The sequence below is a fragment of the Actinomadura sp. CNU-125 genome (genome assembly GCF_001942465.1).
Lineage (GTDB): Bacteria > Actinomycetota > Actinomycetes > Streptosporangiales > Streptosporangiaceae > Spirillospora.
In genome coordinates this window covers 37,653-55,724 of record NZ_MKJY01000055.1, presented here as the reverse complement: position 1 = coordinate 55,724, position 18,072 = coordinate 37,653, and the positions used below count along the sequence as shown (strand labels likewise).

The window sequence follows — 18,072 nt, the reverse complement described above, 5'->3', positions numbered from 1 at the left end:
GCACCACGCGCCGAGGACGCCGCCCCGCCCCGCAACCGGGTGGCGGCCACGGCCGCCGCCAGGGTGTTCAGGCCGCGGACCAGCAGGTTCCTGCCCGCGATTCTGCCCCCGACGCCTGCTTGTCCGGCGAGTCCCCCCGTTTTCACGTCCCTCCCATGGTGGTAAGCCAGGTCACCCGGCCCGATATGACTCAAGCCCCCTGTCACACGCATGATCCGGGGGGTGTCACCGGGCCCGGGTGGCGTCGGTGGACCGCTCATAGGGACAAGGCAACCCTCCGTGAGAGGACATCGTCTCACCGTAACGTGGACGCCGCCAGCCGCCGCCAGGACCGTGACCAGGTCGAACACCTCCGATAGAGGTAGACGTGAGCGTCGAGTACGCGGTGTTGTTGGGGTTGGACGTCGGCAAGGGCGAACACCATGCCTGCGCCTTGGACCTCTCCAACAAGAAACTGCACGACAAGCCCCTGCCCAACGACGAGCAGCGACTACCGCGCCTGTTCGCCCAGTTGAGGCGAACCGCGCAAGAGGATGGAGCCGCGGGCGTCGCTGCTGGATCCGTTCAAGCCGGTGATCGATGCGATGCTGCGGGCCGATCTGAACGCGCCGCGCAAGCAGAACCCCTTCAGCAAACTGGCCCGTCCAACAACGGTGCGACGCTGTTTGTCGAGAGCATGGCGGGTGTGAGCGACGCTCCCGAGCCTGTGACCGTGCTGCCCTATCCGTACGCCCGCAACGACTGCGGCCTGTGTCGTGAGATGGACGCCGACTTCGAGATCGTGGAAGAAGCCTTTGACCCGCCGTCCTGGACGTCCCGCCCGGCATACCCTGGCCGGTCAGCGTCGTCATGTTGCGGCCCGGCGGCACCCTTTGGTGACCGGCGGCGCGAGCAGCGGCGATCCGGCCTCCCTTCTGGCGCCCCCCGCCGATCCCCCGGGCGGGCGGCTCATCTTCCGCGTCTTCACCGCGCTGGCCGAGTTCATCCGCGAGCTCATCGTCGCCGGTACCCGCGAGGGCCTGGCCGCCGCCCGCGCCCACAGCCGCGTCGGCGGCCGGCCCGCGATGGTGAACGAGGACCTGCTGCGGGCGGCCCGTGACATGCTGCCCGACCCGCAGCATTCGATCACTTCGATAGCCAAGCTGCTGGGGTGTCGCCGGGCACGTTGTACAACCACATCCCCGACCTGCGGGAGCTTGCACGCGAGCGGGGCCGTTACGACGTCGTCGGGCGTGACGTCACTCGGGGTTGATCAGGGGCTGGGTGGTGTGTTCACGCCGGTGAGGCGGCAGAGTGCGGTGAATCCGGCGTCGGTTCCGGGCCAGTGGCGGCGGACGGCGGTGATGCCGGCGTGGCGGACGACCGAGCGCAGGACGGCGGTGACGAGGATGGCGTCGTCGGCGTAGCCCAGAACGGGGATGAAGTCGGGGATCAGGTCGATGGGAAGGGCCAGGTAGGCCAGTAGCAGCGCGAGCCGGATCCGGACCCCGCGGGGCAGGGTCTGGTCGGCGGCCAGGCGGCGGATCAGGCGCAGCACGTCGGGAAGCAACCGCATCGCCTCGGCGAGCAGCCTTCCCCGGGGACGGACGACAGCGAGCGCGGCGATCAGGATGATCCAGACCAGGGCCAGCGTCAGGGTGATCCCCAGCAGGAGGTCCCACCACCATGTGCCGGTCATGCCTTCTCCGTCGTCGGCCTGCCGCGAGTGAGGGCCCGCAGCGCAGGCGTCACGGCTTCACGCCCGGGCCGGTGGCGGTGAGGCGGCCGAGGCGGGGCAGGAACCGGCCGACCCGCCCGGCGTAGTCGGTGTAGGCGTCGCCGTGCGTGCGCAGCAGGTAGGGCTCTTCGACGGCGCGTACCTGCATCTCGATCGCCACGATGGTGACCACCAGGCCCACCAACGCAATGGCGTTGGGGACCATCGCGGCGAGCCCGGCGGCGGTGGCGATCATCGCGGTGAAGATGGGATTGCGGGCCAGCGCGAATGCCCCGCCGGTGACCAGTGCGGTGCGCTCGTCCTCGGCCACGCCGATCCGCCAGGAGGCGCCCATCGAGGCCTGCGCGGCCAGCGTGGCCACCACCCCGGCCGCGGCCAGCACCACGCCGGCCGTGTGAACCGCGGTGTGGTCCAGCACGGCGATGGCGGGCAGTCCGGCCAGCGCGGCGATCGGGCCGGCGGCGCCGATGAGCAGCGCACCGACGAACAGGACCCGCGCCCACCACTGCACGCTTCCCTCGGCCAGGCCGCCGCCGCGGAATCCGGTGTCGCCGGTGCGGCGCCACTGCACGATGCTGCGCAGCCCAAAGGCCAGAGCGGCCCAAAGCAGGTAGATGACCAGCGCGGCGATCACCACGGTGTCCTCCGGGTTTCGTCGTTGAGGGGGAAGAAGGCGAAGAAGAGCGGGCGGGTCAGGTGCAGCAGGCGCATCCAGGCGGGCAGGACGCACAGCCGTCGCCGGTGTCGGTGGCCGCTGCTGCGGGGGCGCTGGCCGGGGCGGGGACGGCACAGCAGGCGTCGCCGCGCCATGCTTCACGGCCCTCCTTGACCGCGACGGCGGCGATGACCAGCGCGGCGATCGGGTCGGCCCATGCCCAGCCGAACAAGCTGTTGACCGCCAGCCCGGCCAGCAGCACGCCGGACAGGTAGGTGCACAGCAGGGTCTGTTCGGAGTCGGCGACCGCGCTGGCCGACCCCAGCTCGCGACCGGCGCGCCGCTGCGCGGCCGACAGGAACGGCATGACCGCCAAGCTCAGCGCGGCCAGCACCAGCCCGGTCGAGGAATGCTCGGCCTCGCCCGACCCAAGCAGGGTGCGGACCGAGTCGACTGTCACGTAGGCGGCCAGCGCGAAGAACGAGATCGCGATGATCCGCAGCGCCCGCTGCTCGCGCTGTTCCACCAGGTCGGGGGTTCGGGCGGAGAACTGCCAGGCGACCGCGGCCGCAGAAGTCACCTCGATGACCGAGTCCAGGCCGAACGCCACCAGCGCCCCGCTGGAGGCGATCGACCCGGCGCCGATCGCGACGACGGCCTCGATCACGTTGTAGGTGATGGTGACGGCCGCCAGAAGGCGCACCCGCCGAGCCAGCACCGCCAACCGCCGCGGCGAGGGCCCCAACGAGATGGTGGTCACGCCCGCACCTGCGCATCGGAAGTGCAGGCGCCCACCCGCGCGCCCTGGCCGGCGGTGCCGTAGGTCGGGCACAGCGCGACGGCACGGTCGGTCGCCGACAGCAGATGCTCGGCCGAGCGCAGCAGGTCCAGCAACTCGGGAGCGGCGATGAAGTAGAACGACTGGCGGCCCTCGGCACGGTAATCCACCAGCTTGCAGCCTCGCAGGCACGCCAGGTGCTTGGACACCGTCGACTGCGCCAGCCCCAGCTCGCGGGTCAGATCCACCACCCGCGTCTCCCCGCGCGCCAGCCGCTGCACGATCGACAGCCGCACCGGATCGGCCAGCGAGTGGAACAGTGCCGCGGCCGGCGCCAGCCCGTCCAACGAAGTCATTCCACAATCAGAATCAATCGCCATATCGCGATGATAACTCCAGAACGCAGTCAGTCAAGTTGCGACGCCAGTGCGAGCCCCCACGAGTCACACCTGGCTCCCTGGCGGGTTGGCGGTCGTACCGATCGCCAGGCGCGCCCCAAGTCCGGGCGGACCTCGCCATACGGACGTACGTGGGTCCAAAACAGCCCGGGGTCACACGCCCCGATCTGCTCGGCAATCCACTCGGCAGGGTCCACACTGTTGCCCGCGGCCATCGCGTTGTCTCCTTCTTCTTGATCATCCGTCTCGAAGGATCACGCGGTGGCCGCCTCACGTCACAACGTCATGCCACTTGACCTGGTCAAACTCGTACACCACCTCCGTGGACGCAACCAGTAACCGTCGACAGGTCGCTGGGTTAGCGGGTCACATTGGGGCATGGCATGGGCGTACGCCGAACGAAGCTTCCGGGGCACGGGCGCGGTCTCCGGGTCGGGCAACTCAATCCGTGAGGGGGTGTCCGCCCGGACCGGACGTCGACAGGCATTTCGGGACGAGGCAGAAGAACAGTCGTAATGGCGAGCCTCCGAGGTACGGCGATGCCGCTTGGCCGGGAGTCGACGTAGCGTGACCGGGGGAAAATATTTCTTGCTTTTCTTAATATTAGGATTCAGAGAGGGTGCCGTGTCGCGGTAGCGGGAACGAATCGGTGGTGGACAGACTTGTGCCTGACCCGGTGTTCCTACTGTCGTCGGTTCGCTCAGGATCGACTGCTACGTTGCGTCCTGGACAGTCATTCAATGGTTCATTCGCCGCACGAACTGCATTTCACAAAGCTCCGAGTGGTGTTGGCGAATGAATTCGGCGAGGGGGCAATGAAGATTCTTGGAGTGACGCGGCAGGATTTGGAGCACCTGCTGTGGGATAGATTGCTGCATCGGCAACTGGTGCGCAGCGGCAAGCAAGTCATTGTGGAGAAGTCACCGGACAACCTGTGCCGATGGGAGCGGTTGCAAGACTGCTGGCCGGACGCCCGGTACATCTTCCTGCTGCGTCACCCCTCCCATATCGTCGATTCCTTGTACGCCGCCCATCCAGAACTCGGGCGGGAGCGGCTCTATGAGGAACATCTGTCAAGGTTTGTAGAGCCGATGCGGCGGGCGCGGGAGAGTCTCGGCGGGATCACCGTGCGCTATGAGGATTTCACCGCCGATCCAGCTTCCCAGGCAAAGCGGATCTGTGCGTACCTGGGACTGCCGTGGGAGCCTGCCATGCTGGAGTATGGGCGGGTTTCACGCCGGTTCCGTTATGGGATCGGCGACTGGGGGGAACGGATCAGATCTGGCCGGGTTCAGCCGATGCGGCCCCTGCCTCTCCTGGACGAGGTTCCAACCCAGTTGCACGACTGGTGTCGGGCCTGGGGCTACATGCCCGCCTGAGCCCGATCCGCCGGGTGCCGATCGAGATATCCCCATTCCTGGCACCATGGCCGCAGGCCGTCGGGGATCTCCTCCGGTCGCGGGACCGGGCGAGCCCGGTGTATACGGCCAGAATTGATCTTTTCGCCCCAATCTCCCACTCCGGGAGGGAACACCCGTTCGTTCTTCGTGTAATCCAGCATGCCAGGATCCCAAGAGACTTCGAGATGGCGGCAAATGCCTTCGATGACCTGTCGCGGGTCGGCGGTGAGCTCCTCGTACCGCACGGTGATACCGCTGAGATTCGCGCGCGCCTCTCGCATCGGTCCGACCTCGTAGAGCAATCGTTGGAGCAGTACGGCGGGACTGAATTCGGGGTGGTTATTGACCAATGACTCGTAGATGTGCACGGGGTGGCGCAGCAGGAAAATGTACCGCGCGTCCGGCCAGCACTCTCGCAGGCGTTCCCAATGGCTCAAGTTCGCCGGTGTCTTCTCGACGATGACGCGCTTGCCGCTGCGGACCAGCTCCCAATGCAGTAGCCGATCCCACAACAGATGCTGTATATCGTCGGCGGTCAGGCCGAGCGCCTCGATGGAGCTTCGCACGAAGTCATCCTGGTACTCGACCTGAATTTGGCGGAGGTGCAACTCGTGCGGTGCACGTATATCGGCATGAGCGTTCATGATGGACCGCAGCAGCGTTGACCCCGACCGGGGTGCGGACATAATGAACGTAGGCGTAACGAGAGGCGTTTTCATACCGTTTCCTGGTGTACTGGCTTGGTCGAGGTCCTTGTCCTGGATGCGCGTTCGCATCCGTCTCCTTTTCGTGAGGGGCGGGTAAGCGTCTCAGGCCGAGGAACCGGTAAAGCTCGACTCGCGCGCCAGCTCGATCAGTCGGGTCGTCGAGCGTTCCGGAATGTAGGGGACCATGAGCGTCCGCCCTCCCCAGGAGGCCATTAGGCGAGCTTCGGGAAGCTCGGACACCGTGTAGTCCCCTCCCTTGACCCAGATGTCCGGCCGCAGTGCTGTCAGCGGTGTCTCCGGGGTGTCCTCATCGAACACCGCCACCGCGTCGACGGACTCCAGTGCCTCCAGCAGGGCGCGGCGGTCGGCGCAGCCGTTGACCGGACGGTCGCGGCCCTTGAGCCGGCGGATCGAGGCGTCGGAGTTCAGGCAGACGACCAGGCAGTCGCCCAGAGCGCGGGCGGCGCGCAGCATCGCGATATGGCCGAGGTGAAGGATGTCGAAACAGCCGCCCGTCGCCACCACGGTCCCGCCGGTGGCGCGGGTGGCCGCCACGACGTCCTCGGCGCGGCGGGGCGGGGCGGGCGACCACGGCTCCTGGTGTTCCGAGGTTCCGGCCGCCTTGCCGGACAGCGTCGTGAAGGGGAATCGGTCCGCCACTTGAGTCATGTGCTTCCGCCGCTCGCCCTTCGGGCCGCCCGTCGCTGCTTCACCGATCGGCGCGGCGTCGACGGCCGTAGCCAACGCTGCGGCGCCGCCTGCCGCGACATGGGCACCGGCGTGGCCGACGGCGGCCGTCACCGCCTCGGACAGGAGCGCTCCGACGCAGAGTTCCAGTGCCACCGACACGGCGAAGGCGTCTCCCGCGCCGCAGGCGTCGGTCTCCGGGTGCGTGGTTGCGGGAACTATGAGCGGTATGTCCTCCCCGAGGGAGAGGAGAGCACCGAGACGTCCCATCGTCACCGCGATCGCCGAAGAGGACCAGCGCCGGGTGAGTGCCGACGCACAGCGCGCGGCGAGCGAGAGGACGTCGCCATGGTTTGGGTCCTCTCCGGCCGACATCGCCGGACGCGCGGCGTGCAGGGCTTCGGCGAGGTTCGGCGTCGCGATGCGGGTCCCTGCCACAGGCGCCGGGCCCTTCGGATGCGGGTCCCACACGAGCGGCACGTTCTCGGCGCGCTGAGCAAGGAAGGAACGGATCCACGGCCGGGCGACCGTGCCACGGCCATAGTCGGAGACCAGGACGGCGTCGGCCTGGATGCCGTAGAGAGCGTCCAGTTCCGGGGGCGTGTCAGCCGCGGTGCTCCGTCCGCCCAGGTCCAGGCGAAGCAGGGCGTGCTGCTCGGTCCGTACACGGATCTTCTCGGGCATCGGCCCGTCCAGGGGCAGGGCGACCAGGTTGAGATGCGCCTCCAGGAGCGCGCGCAGATATCTGCTCGCCGGGTCCGAGCCGATCGGCGTGACGAGCGTGACCTCGGCTCCCCGCCGAGCCGCGAGGTAGGCGGCCAACGCGGCACCGCCCGGACGGAGGTGCTCGCGTGGAGAGTCGACGACGGGGACCGGCGCTTCCGGCGACAGCCGTTCGACGGTCCCGATGAGGTCCCGGTCCAGCAGCGCGTCGCCGACCACCAGCAGCCGACCGCTCATCCGTCCTGGCCCATGGGGTAAAGGGCACGGCCGGGGGTGTGGCATGGCGTAGCCGCTCCGAGCCGTTCCGGTGGAGTTCGGCGTCCACAGCGGCGCAGAGAAGATGCACGATGACCTGGTGCACTTCTTGGGTGCAGGCGGCCGAGGGGGCGTCAACGGCGATCGCCTCGTCGACCACGCCGGCCAACGGGTTCGGCTCCGGCCCCGTCAGCGCCCAGACGTGAAGGCCGCTCCGCCGCCCCTGGTCGGCGGCCCGCAGGAGGTTACGGCTGGCGCCGCTGGTGGACAGCAGCACAAGAACGTCCCCTGCCCTGCCGTGGGCGCGGACCTGCCGGGCGAAGACCTCGTCATAACCGTAGTCGTTGCCGACGGCGGTGACGGTCGACATGTCGGCGTGCAAGGTGGCGGCCGAGAGCGGGACGCGGTCGTCGCGGTACCGCCCGACCAGTTCGGCCGTCAAATGCTGGGCATGCGCGGCGCTTCCACCGTTGCCCGCCGCCAACAACCGGGCGCCTCCGGCGAGCACTCCGGCCAACTCGGTGCCCCACCGCTCGGCGGCATCCACCTGGGGACCGAGCTGTTCGAGCACGGTGACCAGTGCCGCCACGTGCGCGCGTCCTACGGGTGTCATTTCGGCCCCCCGTGAGCTGGGGCCGATCTGCGCCCCTCCCGACCATTCGACCGAAGGCGTGCCCGACGAACGCCCAGCCCAAGCTGTTACCGCGGCAAACAATCGGATAATCCAAAGAGGGGAAAAGACCTATCCCGGACGACCTCCTCCGCACGTTGGTCAACAGTGAACCACAAAATGATTATGCGAGCGAAAGCACGTGCACACTGGGTAGGCCCGCTGATGCTTCACGATGGCCTGCCGTTTCGAGGTTGATATGGTTGTTCAGCAGGATCTCGACTGTGTCGTAGTGACAGGTGGTGCAGGGTTTATCGGCTCGCACCTTTGCGAGCGCCTGTGCGAGTCCGGGGCGAAAGTCTGGTGCCTGGACAATATGCTCACCGGCGCGGCCGATAACGTGGCACATCTGGCAAGTAATCTCGATTTCCATTTAACTTACTGTGATGTCACGGCCGGAATCGATGTCCCCGGGCCCGTCGACCTCGTTCTGCACCTGGCGTCGCCCGCGTCCCCGGTCGACTATCTGCGGCTGCCGGTCCAGACCCTCAAGGCGGGCAGCCTGGGAACGCTGCACGCCTTGGACCTCGCCGCCCGCAAGGGCGCACGCTTCCTGCTGGCCTCGACGTCGGAGGTGTACGGCGACCCGCTCCTGCATCCGCAGCCGGAGGATTACTGGGGGAATGTGAACCCTGTCGGCCCGCGCTCGGTGTACGACGAGGCGAAGCGCTTCGCCGAGGCGCTGACCGCGACGTACCGGAGGGGCGGAAGCGTCGACTCGGTCATCGTGCGCATTTTCAATACGTACGGTCCGCGCATGCGCTCGCACGACGGCCGGGCGGTTCCCACCTTCATCCGGCAGGCGCTGGCCGGCGAACCGCTCACCGTGGCGGGCGACGGCCTCCAGACCAGATCGCTGTGCTACGTGGACGACACGGTCAACGGGATTTTGGCCGCGGCGGCGTCCGGTCACCCGGGCCCCCTCAACATCGGCAATCCGGAAGAAATGACCGTCTTGGATCTCGCGCGTCACGTGCGGCGCCTCACGCGGTCGAATTCCTCGATCGTGTTCGTCGAAAGCGCCGTCGATGACCCGAAGGTACGCTGTCCCGACACTTCTCTCGGTCGCGACGTGCTGGACTGGAGACCACAGGTCCCGGCCAGCGAAGGGCTGGCGCGGACGATCGCCTGGTTCGCCGGTCAGGCGGCAGAAGACGCGCGGACGAGGGCAGTCCCCTCATCCGAAGCCGCCCCGGGTCCCGAGGACGACGCTTCCGTCGGTGTCGACTCTTGACCGGTGGGGCAGAGGGCCATGGGCCGCACAAGGCCGCCGGCACGAGCATCTCACCCGGTCTCCTGTGGCGCGCTCTCGGCTATTTCCAGCCGTACTGGCGCAGAGGACTGGTGGTCTTGGTGTGCATCGCCGCCCAGTCCGTCCTCATCCTGATCCCCGCCATCGCTTACAAGCGGCTGGTGGACTACCTCGGCCATGGCAACGGCTCGTTCACGCAGATCGTGATCCTCGTCGGCGCGGCATTGGCGGCATCGTTCGGCAAGGGTCTGATCGGAGTGGCGGAGTTGCTGCTCACCGAGCAGATCAGCCAGGGCATCGTACGAACGCTGCGCCACAGCCTCTTCGGCCGGGTGCTCGCCCAGCCGGTCGCCTTCTTCGCCAACCGTCCATCGGGGGAGGTGATGTCGCGGTTCAGCAACGACGTCGGGGCGGTGCAGAACGTCATCACCTCGACGGTGATCGGGCTGGTCCGCAACACGCTGATCTCGGTCACCACGCTGGCCCTGATGTTCACCTTCAGTTGGAAGCTCACCATGCTGACGGTCCTGCTCGTCCCGCTCGTCGGGCTGCCGGCGCGCAGGTTCGGGCACCTGGCCTACGGCATCCGTCGCGACGTCCAGCGCAGTGCCGCCCGCATGACCTCCTACCTGCAGGAGGTGCTGAGCGTCTCGGGAATCGTGCTGGTGAAAACGTTCGTGCGCGGCCGGGACGAGCGGCGGCGGTTCGGCGCCATGGTCGACGAACTGCGTACCTTGCAGATCCGCGCGACGCTCAATGACCGCTGGTTCGCGATGTGGAACGACAACCTCCACCAGATCGGCCCGACGCTGCTCGTCTTGTGCGGGAGCTATCTGGTGCTCACCGGCCAGTCCACGGTCGGTACCGTCTTCGTGTTCGCGACCGTGCTCGGCGGCCAGTTCACCGGCGCGGTGAGCAAGGTCGCGGCCATGTACGTCGACGTTGCCGGCGCCATGGCCCCGTTCGAGCGGATCTTCGAGCTTCTCGATCGTCGTCCGGAAGTCGTCGACGCGCCCGGCGCCCGGGAGCTGTCGGCGGTGAAGGGCGCCATCCGGTTCGAAGAGATCACCTTCTCGTACGAGCGGGCGGCGCGTCCCGCGATCGTCGACTTCACCGCCGACATTCCCGCCGGGGCGATGGTCGCACTGGTGGGGCACTCCGGAGCGGGAAAGACGACCCTGGCCAACCTGTTGTTGCGGTTCACCGACCCGCAGGCGGGCCGGGTGCTGATCGACGGGCACGATCTGCGCGAGATCACGATGGATTCGCTCAATCGGCACATCGGCGCCGTGTTCCAGGAAACCTTCCTCTTCCATGCGTCACTCCGGGACAACCTGCTCTACGCCCGCCCGGACGCACCCGACGACGCGCTCGCCGCCGCGGTGCGCGCCGCCTGCCTGGAGGACGTACTGGCCACGCTCTCGGACGGCCTGGACACCGTCGTGGGAGAACGCGGGCACCGGCTGTCGGGCGGCGAGAGACAGCGCGTCACGATCGCGCGAGTGATCCTCAAAGATCCGCGGATCCTGCTCCTGGACGAGGCGACGTCCCATCTCGACTCCCTGGCCGAGCAACGCGTCCAGGCGGCCCTACGGCTGCTGATGCGGGGTCGGACGAGCCTGGTGATCGCGCACCGGCTGTCGACGGTCCTGGCGGCCGACCGGATCCTGGTGCTCGAGCAAGGGCGGCTCGTCGAGCAGGGAACACACGCCGCCCTGCTCGCTCGCGGTGGCAGCTACGCCCGACTCTGCCACGCACAGTTCGCAGATCATCGCGGCGCCCGTCCTCTCGCCCATGGAAACAGCCCCTTGTCCGATTTTCCGGCGAAGCAGATAAACCAATGATCTTTGGAACAACCGGACCAGACCACAGAACCTCGCCACAAAATTTCAAGGAGAGCGAACTCGGACTCGGCGAAAGAATTGCCTGCCGACTGGTTTCGCCCCGGCGACTGACCGGGAATGACCTCGCCGACATACCGAGGAGGAATGTTGCCCTACGAGACGGAGATTCGCGACCGCCTGATCTCGCGCGCGATGCGCGACCGTGATTTCCGGGAATTGCTTCTCGCCTCCGCGGTCGACGCATGCCGGGAAGAACTCGGCCTGATTCCGCCGGGATGCGACGTGCGAGTTGTCGCGGACAGGCGGGACGTCATCCACATCGTGCTTCCCGCCCAGCCGGACAGGGACCCTCGGTGACCGTTCGCGTGGGTCTCATCGGCGCCTGCCGCACACGTGACGGCACCGGCCCCTTCGTAGCAGCACACCTTGCCCGCGCAAAAGCCCGAATCCCCGCGCTCGCCACCAGCGGTCCCCGCAGCGCGCACGCCGCCGCCACCGAACTGGCGGGCCAGGGAGTGGTGTGCGAGCCGTGGCCGTCCGCGGAGCGGCTGCTGGCCGAGGCCGCCATCGACGCCGTGGCCATCTGCTCCCCGCTGGAGACGCATCTTCGATATCTGCGGCTCGCCCTGGACCGCGGGCTGCACGTTCTTTGCGAGAAGCCTTTGTCCTCCTGGCATAACCCAGAGGATCACGAACAGGTGGTAGGCCTCATCGCTGCTTACGCCAAACGGGAACTGACCGTTCATGTCAATACCCAATGGCCATACACTCTGGAGGATTTCCGGCATTTACACGGGCTGGACCGTCTGCCCAAGGTACGCGAACTGCGGATGGAGCTCGCCCCGGCGCGGCCCGGAGTCGGGATGCTGCCCGAGGCGCTTCCCCATGTGCTCAGCCTGCTCACGGCAGTGTCTCCCGCCGTGACCAAGGTGTCTCAGGTCGCCTGCGAACAGTTCGGTGATGCGCTCACCATTGGCTTCGTCGCTTCGGGGACCGGCGCTTCAACCGATGCCGGGCCGTCGACGTGACGTGCGTGCTACGGCCGTCCCCGCGCCAGCCGCGCCCGGCGGCATACGAGATCAATGGGATGCGCGCCGAGCGTGTGATCGACATGACCAATGGATACCGGATGTTCTTCCGTTCCCATGGGAGCCACCGCCGGATAGCGGATCCGCTGGGCACGTCAGTCGACGACTTTCTCGCCAAAATCGCAGGCAAGAGCCCCGTTGAATATCAAACAATAATCCTCAACGAGAACCTCGGAGCGCAGCTAATACGCTCCCTGCCGCAAGAGTTGACCGGATCCGATCACAGCGACCAGGAGCAAAAGAGTGCCCAGGAGCGAACATGACTTTGTCACAAAACTCCAGCAGCCCCACATCACGGACCACGTAGATGATGTAGTCACCGCACTGGCGAACAAGGACGCCGACTTTCCCGCCGGTGCGCCGATCTCCATCAACCTCGATCTGACCACCGCCTGCAACTACAGGTGCGACCACTGTATCGACTACGAAATCCTCAACTCCGGACCTGGCTACGACCTGGGAGTGGTGGTCAGTTCCCTGGCGTCGATGACGCTGGCCGGGCTGCGTTCGGTGATCCTCATCGGCGGTGGGGAGCCCACCGCGCACCCTCACTTCGCGAACGTCGTCGAAGTGATCAAGATGCTGGGCCTCCAGTGCGCGATCGTCAGCAACGGCGGCCGCCCGGAGAAACTGCGCCGGGTCGCCCCCTACCTCACCGAGGGCGACTGGGTAAGGCTCTCCCTGGACGCCGGCAGCGATGAGACCTTCCAGGCCATGCACCAGCCGGTGCGCCCGGTGCGGCTGGAAGAGATCTGCCAGTCCGTCCGCGACGCCAAGAAGGTCAATCCCGCGGCCAAGTGGGGATTCTCGTTCATCGTTTCCTGGCCGGGGCTGAGCGCACCGAACGGGCGTCCGCTGAAGACCAACGTCCACGAGATCGCCGCTGCGGCCGCCCTGGCCAAGGACAGCGGATTCGACTACATCTCCTTCAAGCCCATGCTCCAGCGAGATGCGGAAGGTGCCGAGACCATCGCCTGGCCATCCGGTGCCGAAGGGGAGCGGCTGCACGCCGAACTGGCCGGTCAACTCGAAAAGGCCCGCACGCTTCGAGCACCGGCCTTCCAGGTTCTGGAGAGTCTCAACCTCGACGCGGCGGGGAAAGGCGCCGACAGCCATCTGCGCGACCAGCCCTCCCGCTGCGCCATGCACTTCTTCCGTCAGGTGCTGACGCCTACGGGCGTGTACGGGTGCGCCGCCTACCGGGGAGACCCGAAGGACCGGCTGGGCGACGCCGATGCCTACGCCGGCGTGCGCCCGCTCCTCGCGACCGGGGCCCGCACGCACGCGCACGTCGAGGCATTCGACGCCGCCCATGAGTGCCGCAACATCACCTGCATCTACAACTCCGCCAACCGATGGGTCGACTCTCTGCGGGAGACCGGCGAGGCCGCACCGGCCGGTGCTCGGATTGGGGACTACTACCTGTAGGACGCGCCCGGAGCCGGACCATCGAGGCCACGAATGCGCTTCCACCAATATCGGCGGATCTACAAGGAGAAGGCATGGATTCAATCGACGACCTGGCCGGCGAATGGCTGGCCCAGTATCGGGAACTGCTCGAACATGCACCGCAGCTCGCGGAGCGACTGCGAACCCGTCCGGAAGAGGAGTTCGTGCTCGTTCCCGTGCCCCGCCCTTTGTTCGAGCGCCTCCGTCCAGGCACAGCGGACGCGGCGGCACCACGACGCAGGAGCGACCGCTCGACCGCCACCGCAAGGCGGCGTCGAACACTTCCGGTAGCGAATATCACCGGGAGGTCGTGATGACCGCCTTCTCCGACTCGTTCTTCCTGCAACTCAGCAGGGAATGGCTGCTGCACTACGCGCGTTCGATGCGCAACAACGACACACTGGTCGGCGAGCTCGGCTCACAAGAAGAGAATTTCGAGCTGGTTCCGGTCCCCCGAAGCCTGCTCGACCAGCTGGCGCTCCTGCCCACCGGCGGCGAAGTCGACTGGGCAGGTGAGCAGATGTCGTCGCTGTTGTCCTCCCTCGCGTCTTCTGTGCGGCCGCTCGAGCGCCCGGACGTGCCGGTCGCCGCGAGAGACGCCGAGAGCCGCCGATGACCACCGCCGAAGACGTGTCACTCGTGCGCTGGACAGAGTACGCCCGGGTCCGTGAGTTGTACGGGATCCTTCACACGCTCGCCAATCGTCCACTGTCCGTGGGCAACCAAAGCACCGTGCGCAGCGCGCAGAAGAAGATCGGCGCACTGCTCGCCGACCTCGCCGACGAAGGTTCCGAGGATTCCCTCGTGCGACCCGAGGTGCTCTCGGTCCTCATGCCCGTCTTCGGCGCCGCCGGTGCCGACGCTCCGGCGGCGGCGGCCCGTTCTTTGGTGAGCTCGATCGGAGCGGCTCTGCGCGGCTCCTTCCCTGTGCCGCCCGAGCCGATCTGCCATGTCGCCCGCCTCGACCCGTCGTCCGTGCGGCGGCTAGTCGTGCAGGTAGGGCCGACGATCGGGCTCGGTGACGAACTGCTGTTGGCGCGGGCACTCGCCGAGCGCGCGATGGCGACGGGCGTCGAACTGGAGGTGGCGTCCGAGCGTCCAGGGTTGTGGACCTGGTACGAGGGGGCCCGTCCCGTTGACGGTACGGGCTGCCTGGCAGCGCTGCACCGCGTCACCGAACTGCCGGGCGCGGAGCGGGCCCGGACGGCGTATCTGCACATCGACTTCGACACCACTCCCGGAGAGGCCGTCTACATCGGCCCGCCCGGACTCGCGTTCGCCGGACATTGGTCGATGCAGTGTGCCGGGGGACGCTTGCTGGACCCGTCCGACCAGGTCACCTACGGGCTGCGCTATCCGGACGGTCTGCCTGAGAGCCGCTGGTCGGAGAGCCGGTGGATGGCGGGCCGTGTGTTGCCGGGCGGAGCGGGCGACCGGGCCGTGGACGCGCCGGACGGGCCATGGCGGGCCGCCCGCATGCCACGACGCGGCCGGGTGGTGCTGCAGGTCCTGACCTCCAAGCCGAGCCTGATGCTGCCGCCGCGGTTCTACGCGGAGATCGTGGCGCGGCTGGCCGCGACCACCGACGCCGTCACCGAGGTACGGCTGCTGAGCGCTCCCGACCCGGCCGGTCGGGAACTGGTCGCCCGGACGGCCGACGCGATCCGGGACGGCTCACCGGTCCAAGCCGTCACGGTGGAGGCCGACACCGACCTCGCGCATACCTTCGCGAGCGTTCGCGACGCCGAGTTGTTCCTGGGGCCCGACACCTTCACCACCCATGTGGCGGCTATGGCGGGCGTCCCGCAGGTGTCGATGGCACTGCCGGAGCATTCGGCATGGTTCAGCGTGGCGGCGCCGGCCGTCACCGTCCCGTTCATGGGAGACCAGAGGCCGTTCGCGGAGCGCGTGGTGCAGGCCGCGTCCGCCATGCTCTCCCACGCCCGCACCGAACCGCTGGACCGGCAGGCGGCGACCTGGGCAGAACGGATCGCCCGAATCGACGAGGCCGTGCGCCACTACCTGCACGACGAGGAGCCCGGCGCCCTGCTGCCGCTGGCGGAGGAGACCAAGCTGGCGCACGACTTGGTGACCGTCCTGACCCGTGCGACACCACCCGACGTCGCGTGGCTGACCGACGGCCTACCCGTCACACCGCCGCCCGCAGCCGAGTCCGCGCAGTACCACCGACCGACAGACCTGGCCAACGCGCTGGTCCGCTGGTACCGGGACATCGCAACGAGCAACCTGTCAGGCCTGCTTCTGGCGCGGAAGGCGGCCGCCGATGCTGCCTCCTGATCTGTACGAGCGCCTGGCCGGGCTGAACGAAGCCCACAAACCCGCGAAGGACAGCTTCTACGCCGACACCGAGGGACAGCGCGGCACTCTCCTGAAGGAGGTACGACGGGCACGTGATCAACTACTGGCCACTTTCATGGCTCCGGCCCAACGGCGGTGGCCCGACCTGGAAACGCTGTCGCGGGAGACCCTCGAGTACGCGCGCCGCTGCGACTGGACGCTGATCGATCTGGTCGCTCTGGCCGCGGCTCTGCGGGTCGGTCCGGCGGAACTAGGCCGTCGGCTCGCCTCCCCGCTGCTGGCCTACCAGGCACTGCGAATGCTCGACGACGTCATCGACGGGCACCTGGATTACAAGGGCGGATACGAAACCTTCTACGGGGTGATGCTCCGTGCCAGAGGCAGCGATACCGCCCGGGGGCTCACCATATGCACTGCGGCGGCCCTGCTAGCCGAAGGAACCCGTCACCTGGACGATCCGCAGGTGCGGCAATTGCACGAGACGCTGGCCTCCGCAACTCGGGAACTCCACGGGATCGGCCCGAACGAACATCTGGACTACCTGCACATGGTCGCAGGAAAGATGGGGGCCTACAGTTCGATCATCTACGGCCCGGTTCTGGCCGACGTCGCCGAGGCACAGGCGGTCACAAAATTCCTGGCCCGGACATTTTTTGTTTCGCAGGTCATCAATGATTTGCACGACCTCGAAGACGATCGAGCACGGGGCCAGCCCAACTTCTGGCTGCTGTATCCGAGCGCGCGTGAAGCCGCGACAGCCTTCGGCCTTCACCTCGATGAACTGGAAGCGGCCTACACCGCACTGCCCGACATGGCACGCCCATACGGCGACGTCCGACTGACGGACCTCTCGGGATACGCCCTGCAAGCGGCACAGCGTTCCCCCGAAACGCACGACATTCCGGTGAAAGGATGAATCGATGCGCGTACTCATGGTCGCCTACTACTGGATAAATGACGGTAAAGAATCGATGATAGGCGTCTACAAACGCTGCGTACGAGTGGGGACCGCGCTGGCCGAACGCGGACACGAAGTTCTGCTCGCACCCCACGGCATGAACTTGCCCGCACCGGAGCCACCGGGCATCAAGTTCGTAGAACTGCCGTTCACCCCGATGCAGCACGATAACGCAGCCTTCGGCCTTTCCGAAAACGACCAGAACAGGTCGCAAATGCTGGACCGACTCACCGAACTCGCCCCCGACCTGCTGGTGATAGGCGAAGCTCCACTGAGCGGAATGTTTCTGGAAACCGCCATGTGCACGGCAGAACTCGACCTGCCCACCGTCATCTTCGACAACGCCTACGGCGACTTCCTCGCCGAGCAGATGTGGTACGGGCAGAACGGCCTCGCCGACGCGATGGTCCTGACCGGGCCGACGTCGTTCCACTGGAGTGACGCACCGAAATGCGTACGCCAGGTACCGCCGTTCGTCGACGACGTGCCCAACGCCGCCAACGACCTCCTGGACGACTTGGAAATCAGTGACGAACCCCTGGTAACGATCTTCGCCTACGACGTCAAGGTCGAACGCGTCGCCCTGGACGTGGCGGCGTCTCTGGACGCCGACGGCCCGACACTGCTGTTCCTGTCACGCAACCCAGAGACGCTGCGAGCACGGCTCGGCGAGCTCCGGCCGCGCGTACGAACCCGGGTCATCGCACCCCCCGCAGATCCGGTCCTGTTCGACTTGCTGCGGCGGTCGAAGCTGGCGATCGTGAAACACGGCTTCATGCAGATCACAGAGGCCGTCTCGCTCGGCACACCAGTGCTTTCGATCCGCCACAACGGCCCCGAATGGATGGAGTACACTCCGGAATTCTTCCATCAGTTCGCTGCCGTCACCTCAGGGAGCGACCTGAGCGAAGTCCTCTCGGAGGTCGAGCGCCTTCTGGCGCTCCCGCCGGACGAGGTCGCCAAAGTACATTCCGGGCCTTTTCGGGCCGCCGAGCAGGCGGCGGCTTTCCTGGAACAGCGCATACGGCGGGACGTCGCGGCAAGGAGGAGGAGTGTGAAGCTCGCGGCTTCACACTCGGCCGGGTGACGCGGGCATTGCGGCAACTGGCCGGCTCAGAGGTCTCATCGGTCCACACGTTGAGGGCGACGCGCATCAACACATCACGCCAACG

19 protein-coding genes and 2 pseudogenes are annotated in these 18,072 nt (G+C 67.2%); 14 read left to right on the top strand and 7 right to left on the bottom strand.

Going from position 1 to position 18,072, the window contains the following annotated elements; all coding sequences use genetic code 11:
* Positions 1 to 367 precede the first annotated feature (367 nt).
* A pseudogene (locus BJF79_RS52990) lies at positions 368 to 520 on the top strand (transposase); the annotation flags it as partial.
* Positions 521 to 533: 13 nt separating this feature from the next.
* Positions 534 to 689, top strand: a complete 156-nt coding sequence (locus BJF79_RS55225; RefSeq protein ID WP_158079123.1) for a hypothetical protein — start codon at positions 534 to 536, stop codon at positions 687 to 689.
* Between the two features lie 563 nt (positions 690 to 1,252).
* Here the strand turns inward: BJF79_RS55225 and BJF79_RS08145 are convergent.
* From BJF79_RS08145 to BJF79_RS08130, 4 genes are read right to left on the bottom strand one after another with little or no spacing between them, the layout of a single operon-like run.
* Entirely contained in the window at positions 1,253 to 1,678 is a 426-nt protein-coding gene (locus BJF79_RS08145) for a YkvA family protein (RefSeq protein WP_075895956.1), read from the bottom strand.
* Between the two features lie 49 nt (positions 1,679 to 1,727).
* Complete coding sequence (locus tag BJF79_RS08140; RefSeq protein ID WP_316043300.1) at positions 1,728 to 2,351, bottom strand: isoprenylcysteine carboxylmethyltransferase family protein; 624 nt, start codon at positions 2,349 to 2,351, stop codon at positions 1,728 to 1,730.
* Positions 2,352 to 2,409: 58 nt separating this feature from the next.
* Positions 2,410 to 3,132 carry a cation transporter gene (locus tag BJF79_RS08135; protein WP_075895952.1) on the bottom strand — a complete coding sequence of 241 codons (723 nt, stop codon included), beginning with the start codon at positions 3,130 to 3,132 and terminating at the stop codon, positions 2,410 to 2,412.
* On the bottom strand, positions 3,129 to 3,506 hold the full coding sequence (locus BJF79_RS08130) for an ArsR/SmtB family transcription factor (RefSeq protein WP_143219780.1): 378 nt from the start codon (positions 3,504 to 3,506) through the stop codon (positions 3,129 to 3,131). Before BJF79_RS08130 ends, BJF79_RS08135 begins: the two co-directional genes overlap by 4 nt.
* 704 nt (positions 3,507 to 4,210) lie before the next feature.
* On the opposite strand from BJF79_RS08130, the gene BJF79_RS08125 reads away from it, so the two are divergent.
* The gene (locus tag BJF79_RS08125) at positions 4,211 to 4,927 is read left to right on the top strand and encodes a sulfotransferase family protein (RefSeq protein WP_410050060.1); all 717 of its coding nucleotides are present in this window, start codon (positions 4,211 to 4,213) and stop codon (positions 4,925 to 4,927) included.
* On the opposite strand, the gene BJF79_RS08120 is transcribed toward BJF79_RS08125, so the two are convergent.
* The 3 genes and pseudogenes from BJF79_RS08120 to BJF79_RS58895 form a co-directional block, all read right to left on the bottom strand.
* Complete coding sequence (locus BJF79_RS08120; protein ID WP_075895948.1) at positions 4,912 to 5,724, bottom strand: sulfotransferase family protein; 813 nt, start codon at positions 5,722 to 5,724, stop codon at positions 4,912 to 4,914. The genes BJF79_RS08125 and BJF79_RS08120 overlap by 16 nt on opposite strands.
* A 33-nt stretch (positions 5,725 to 5,757) precedes the next feature.
* Positions 5,758 to 7,302, bottom strand: coding sequence for a PfkB family carbohydrate kinase (locus BJF79_RS08115; RefSeq protein WP_075895946.1), 1,545 nt, complete (start codon positions 7,300 to 7,302; stop codon positions 5,758 to 5,760).
* Positions 7,303 to 7,564: 262 nt separating this feature from the next.
* Positions 7,565 to 7,933: pseudogene (locus BJF79_RS58895) on the bottom strand (SIS domain-containing protein); the annotation flags it as partial.
* A 232-nt stretch (positions 7,934 to 8,165) separates the two neighbouring features.
* On the opposite strand from BJF79_RS58895, the gene BJF79_RS08105 reads away from it, so the two are divergent.
* The 11 genes from BJF79_RS08105 to BJF79_RS08065 all read left to right on the top strand — a co-directional run bounded on the left by BJF79_RS08105 (position 8,166) and on the right by BJF79_RS08065 (position 17,987).
* Positions 8,166 to 9,224: a UDP-glucuronic acid decarboxylase family protein gene (locus tag BJF79_RS08105; protein ID WP_262401689.1), complete on the top strand. Its 1,059-nt coding sequence runs from the start codon at positions 8,166 to 8,168 to the stop codon at positions 9,222 to 9,224.
* A gap of 119 nt (positions 9,225 to 9,343) precedes the next feature.
* Positions 9,344 to 11,086, top strand: coding sequence for an ABC transporter ATP-binding protein (locus tag BJF79_RS08100; protein ID WP_262401696.1), 1,743 nt, complete (start codon positions 9,344 to 9,346; stop codon positions 11,084 to 11,086).
* Positions 11,087 to 11,230: 144 nt separating this feature from the next.
* Positions 11,231 to 11,443 (top strand): hypothetical protein, encoded by a 213-nt coding sequence (locus BJF79_RS55220; RefSeq protein WP_075895940.1) that lies wholly within the window; start codon positions 11,231 to 11,233, stop codon positions 11,441 to 11,443.
* Positions 11,440 to 12,114, top strand: a complete 675-nt coding sequence (locus BJF79_RS08090) for a Gfo/Idh/MocA family protein (RefSeq protein WP_075895938.1) — start codon at positions 11,440 to 11,442, stop codon at positions 12,112 to 12,114. The genes BJF79_RS55220 and BJF79_RS08090 overlap by 4 nt, the downstream gene beginning before the upstream one ends.
* A gap of 59 nt (positions 12,115 to 12,173) precedes the next feature.
* The gene (locus BJF79_RS52985) at positions 12,174 to 12,437 is read left to right on the top strand and encodes a hypothetical protein (RefSeq protein WP_143219777.1); all 264 of its coding nucleotides are present in this window, start codon (positions 12,174 to 12,176) and stop codon (positions 12,435 to 12,437) included.
* The gene (locus tag BJF79_RS08085; protein WP_075895936.1) at positions 12,418 to 13,602 is read left to right on the top strand and encodes a radical SAM protein; all 1,185 of its coding nucleotides are present in this window, start codon (positions 12,418 to 12,420) and stop codon (positions 13,600 to 13,602) included. Before BJF79_RS52985 ends, BJF79_RS08085 begins: the two co-directional genes overlap by 20 nt.
* 74 nt (positions 13,603 to 13,676) lie before the next feature.
* Complete coding sequence (locus BJF79_RS52980; RefSeq protein WP_143219776.1) at positions 13,677 to 13,937, top strand: hypothetical protein; 261 nt, start codon at positions 13,677 to 13,679, stop codon at positions 13,935 to 13,937.
* Positions 13,937 to 14,239: a hypothetical protein gene (locus tag BJF79_RS08080; RefSeq protein WP_075895934.1), complete on the top strand. Its 303-nt coding sequence runs from the start codon at positions 13,937 to 13,939 to the stop codon at positions 14,237 to 14,239. The genes BJF79_RS52980 and BJF79_RS08080 overlap by 1 nt, the downstream gene beginning before the upstream one ends.
* Positions 14,240 to 14,355: 116 nt before the next feature.
* Positions 14,356 to 15,921 (top strand): glycosyltransferase family 9 protein, encoded by a 1,566-nt coding sequence (locus tag BJF79_RS08075; RefSeq protein ID WP_262401688.1) that lies wholly within the window; start codon positions 14,356 to 14,358, stop codon positions 15,919 to 15,921.
* The gene (locus BJF79_RS08070; protein ID WP_075895930.1) at positions 15,908 to 16,858 is read left to right on the top strand and encodes a class 1 isoprenoid biosynthesis enzyme; all 951 of its coding nucleotides are present in this window, start codon (positions 15,908 to 15,910) and stop codon (positions 16,856 to 16,858) included. The genes BJF79_RS08075 and BJF79_RS08070 overlap by 14 nt, the downstream gene beginning before the upstream one ends.
* Before the next feature lie 4 nt (positions 16,859 to 16,862).
* Entirely contained in the window at positions 16,863 to 17,987 is a 1,125-nt protein-coding gene (locus tag BJF79_RS08065; protein WP_075895928.1) for a hypothetical protein, read from the top strand.
* Positions 17,988 to 18,072: the final 85 nt, after the last annotated feature.

Excerpts from the sequence above, each read along its gene's own strand:
- BJF79_RS08065 (WP_075895928.1), top strand. The coding sequence starts at position 16,863 with ATGCGCGTACTCATGGTCGCCTACTACTGGATAAATGACGGTAAAGAA.
- BJF79_RS08080 (WP_075895934.1), top strand. The coding sequence starts at position 13,937 with ATGACCGCCTTCTCCGACTCGTTCTTCCTGCAACTCAGCAGGGAATGG.
- BJF79_RS52980 (WP_143219776.1), top strand. The coding sequence starts at position 13,677 with ATGGATTCAATCGACGACCTGGCCGGCGAATGGCTGGCCCAGTATCGG.
- BJF79_RS08115 (WP_075895946.1), bottom strand. The coding sequence starts at position 7,302 with ATGAGCGGTCGGCTGCTGGTGGTCGGCGACGCGCTGCTGGACCGGGAC.
- BJF79_RS55220 (WP_075895940.1), top strand. The coding sequence starts at position 11,231 with ATGTTGCCCTACGAGACGGAGATTCGCGACCGCCTGATCTCGCGCGCG.
- BJF79_RS08105 (WP_262401689.1), top strand. The coding sequence starts at position 8,166 with ATGGCCTGCCGTTTCGAGGTTGATATGGTTGTTCAGCAGGATCTCGAC.
- BJF79_RS08145 (WP_075895956.1), bottom strand. The coding sequence starts at position 1,678 with ATGACCGGCACATGGTGGTGGGACCTCCTGCTGGGGATCACCCTGACG.
- BJF79_RS52985 (WP_143219777.1), top strand. The coding sequence starts at position 12,174 with ATGCGCGCCGAGCGTGTGATCGACATGACCAATGGATACCGGATGTTC.
- BJF79_RS55225 (WP_158079123.1), top strand. The coding sequence starts at position 534 with ATGGAGCCGCGGGCGTCGCTGCTGGATCCGTTCAAGCCGGTGATCGAT.
- BJF79_RS08120 (WP_075895948.1), bottom strand. The coding sequence starts at position 5,724 with ATGCGAACGCGCATCCAGGACAAGGACCTCGACCAAGCCAGTACACCA.
- BJF79_RS08070 (WP_075895930.1), top strand. The coding sequence starts at position 15,908 with ATGCTGCCTCCTGATCTGTACGAGCGCCTGGCCGGGCTGAACGAAGCC.
- BJF79_RS08130 (WP_143219780.1), bottom strand. The coding sequence starts at position 3,506 with ATGACTTCGTTGGACGGGCTGGCGCCGGCCGCGGCACTGTTCCACTCG.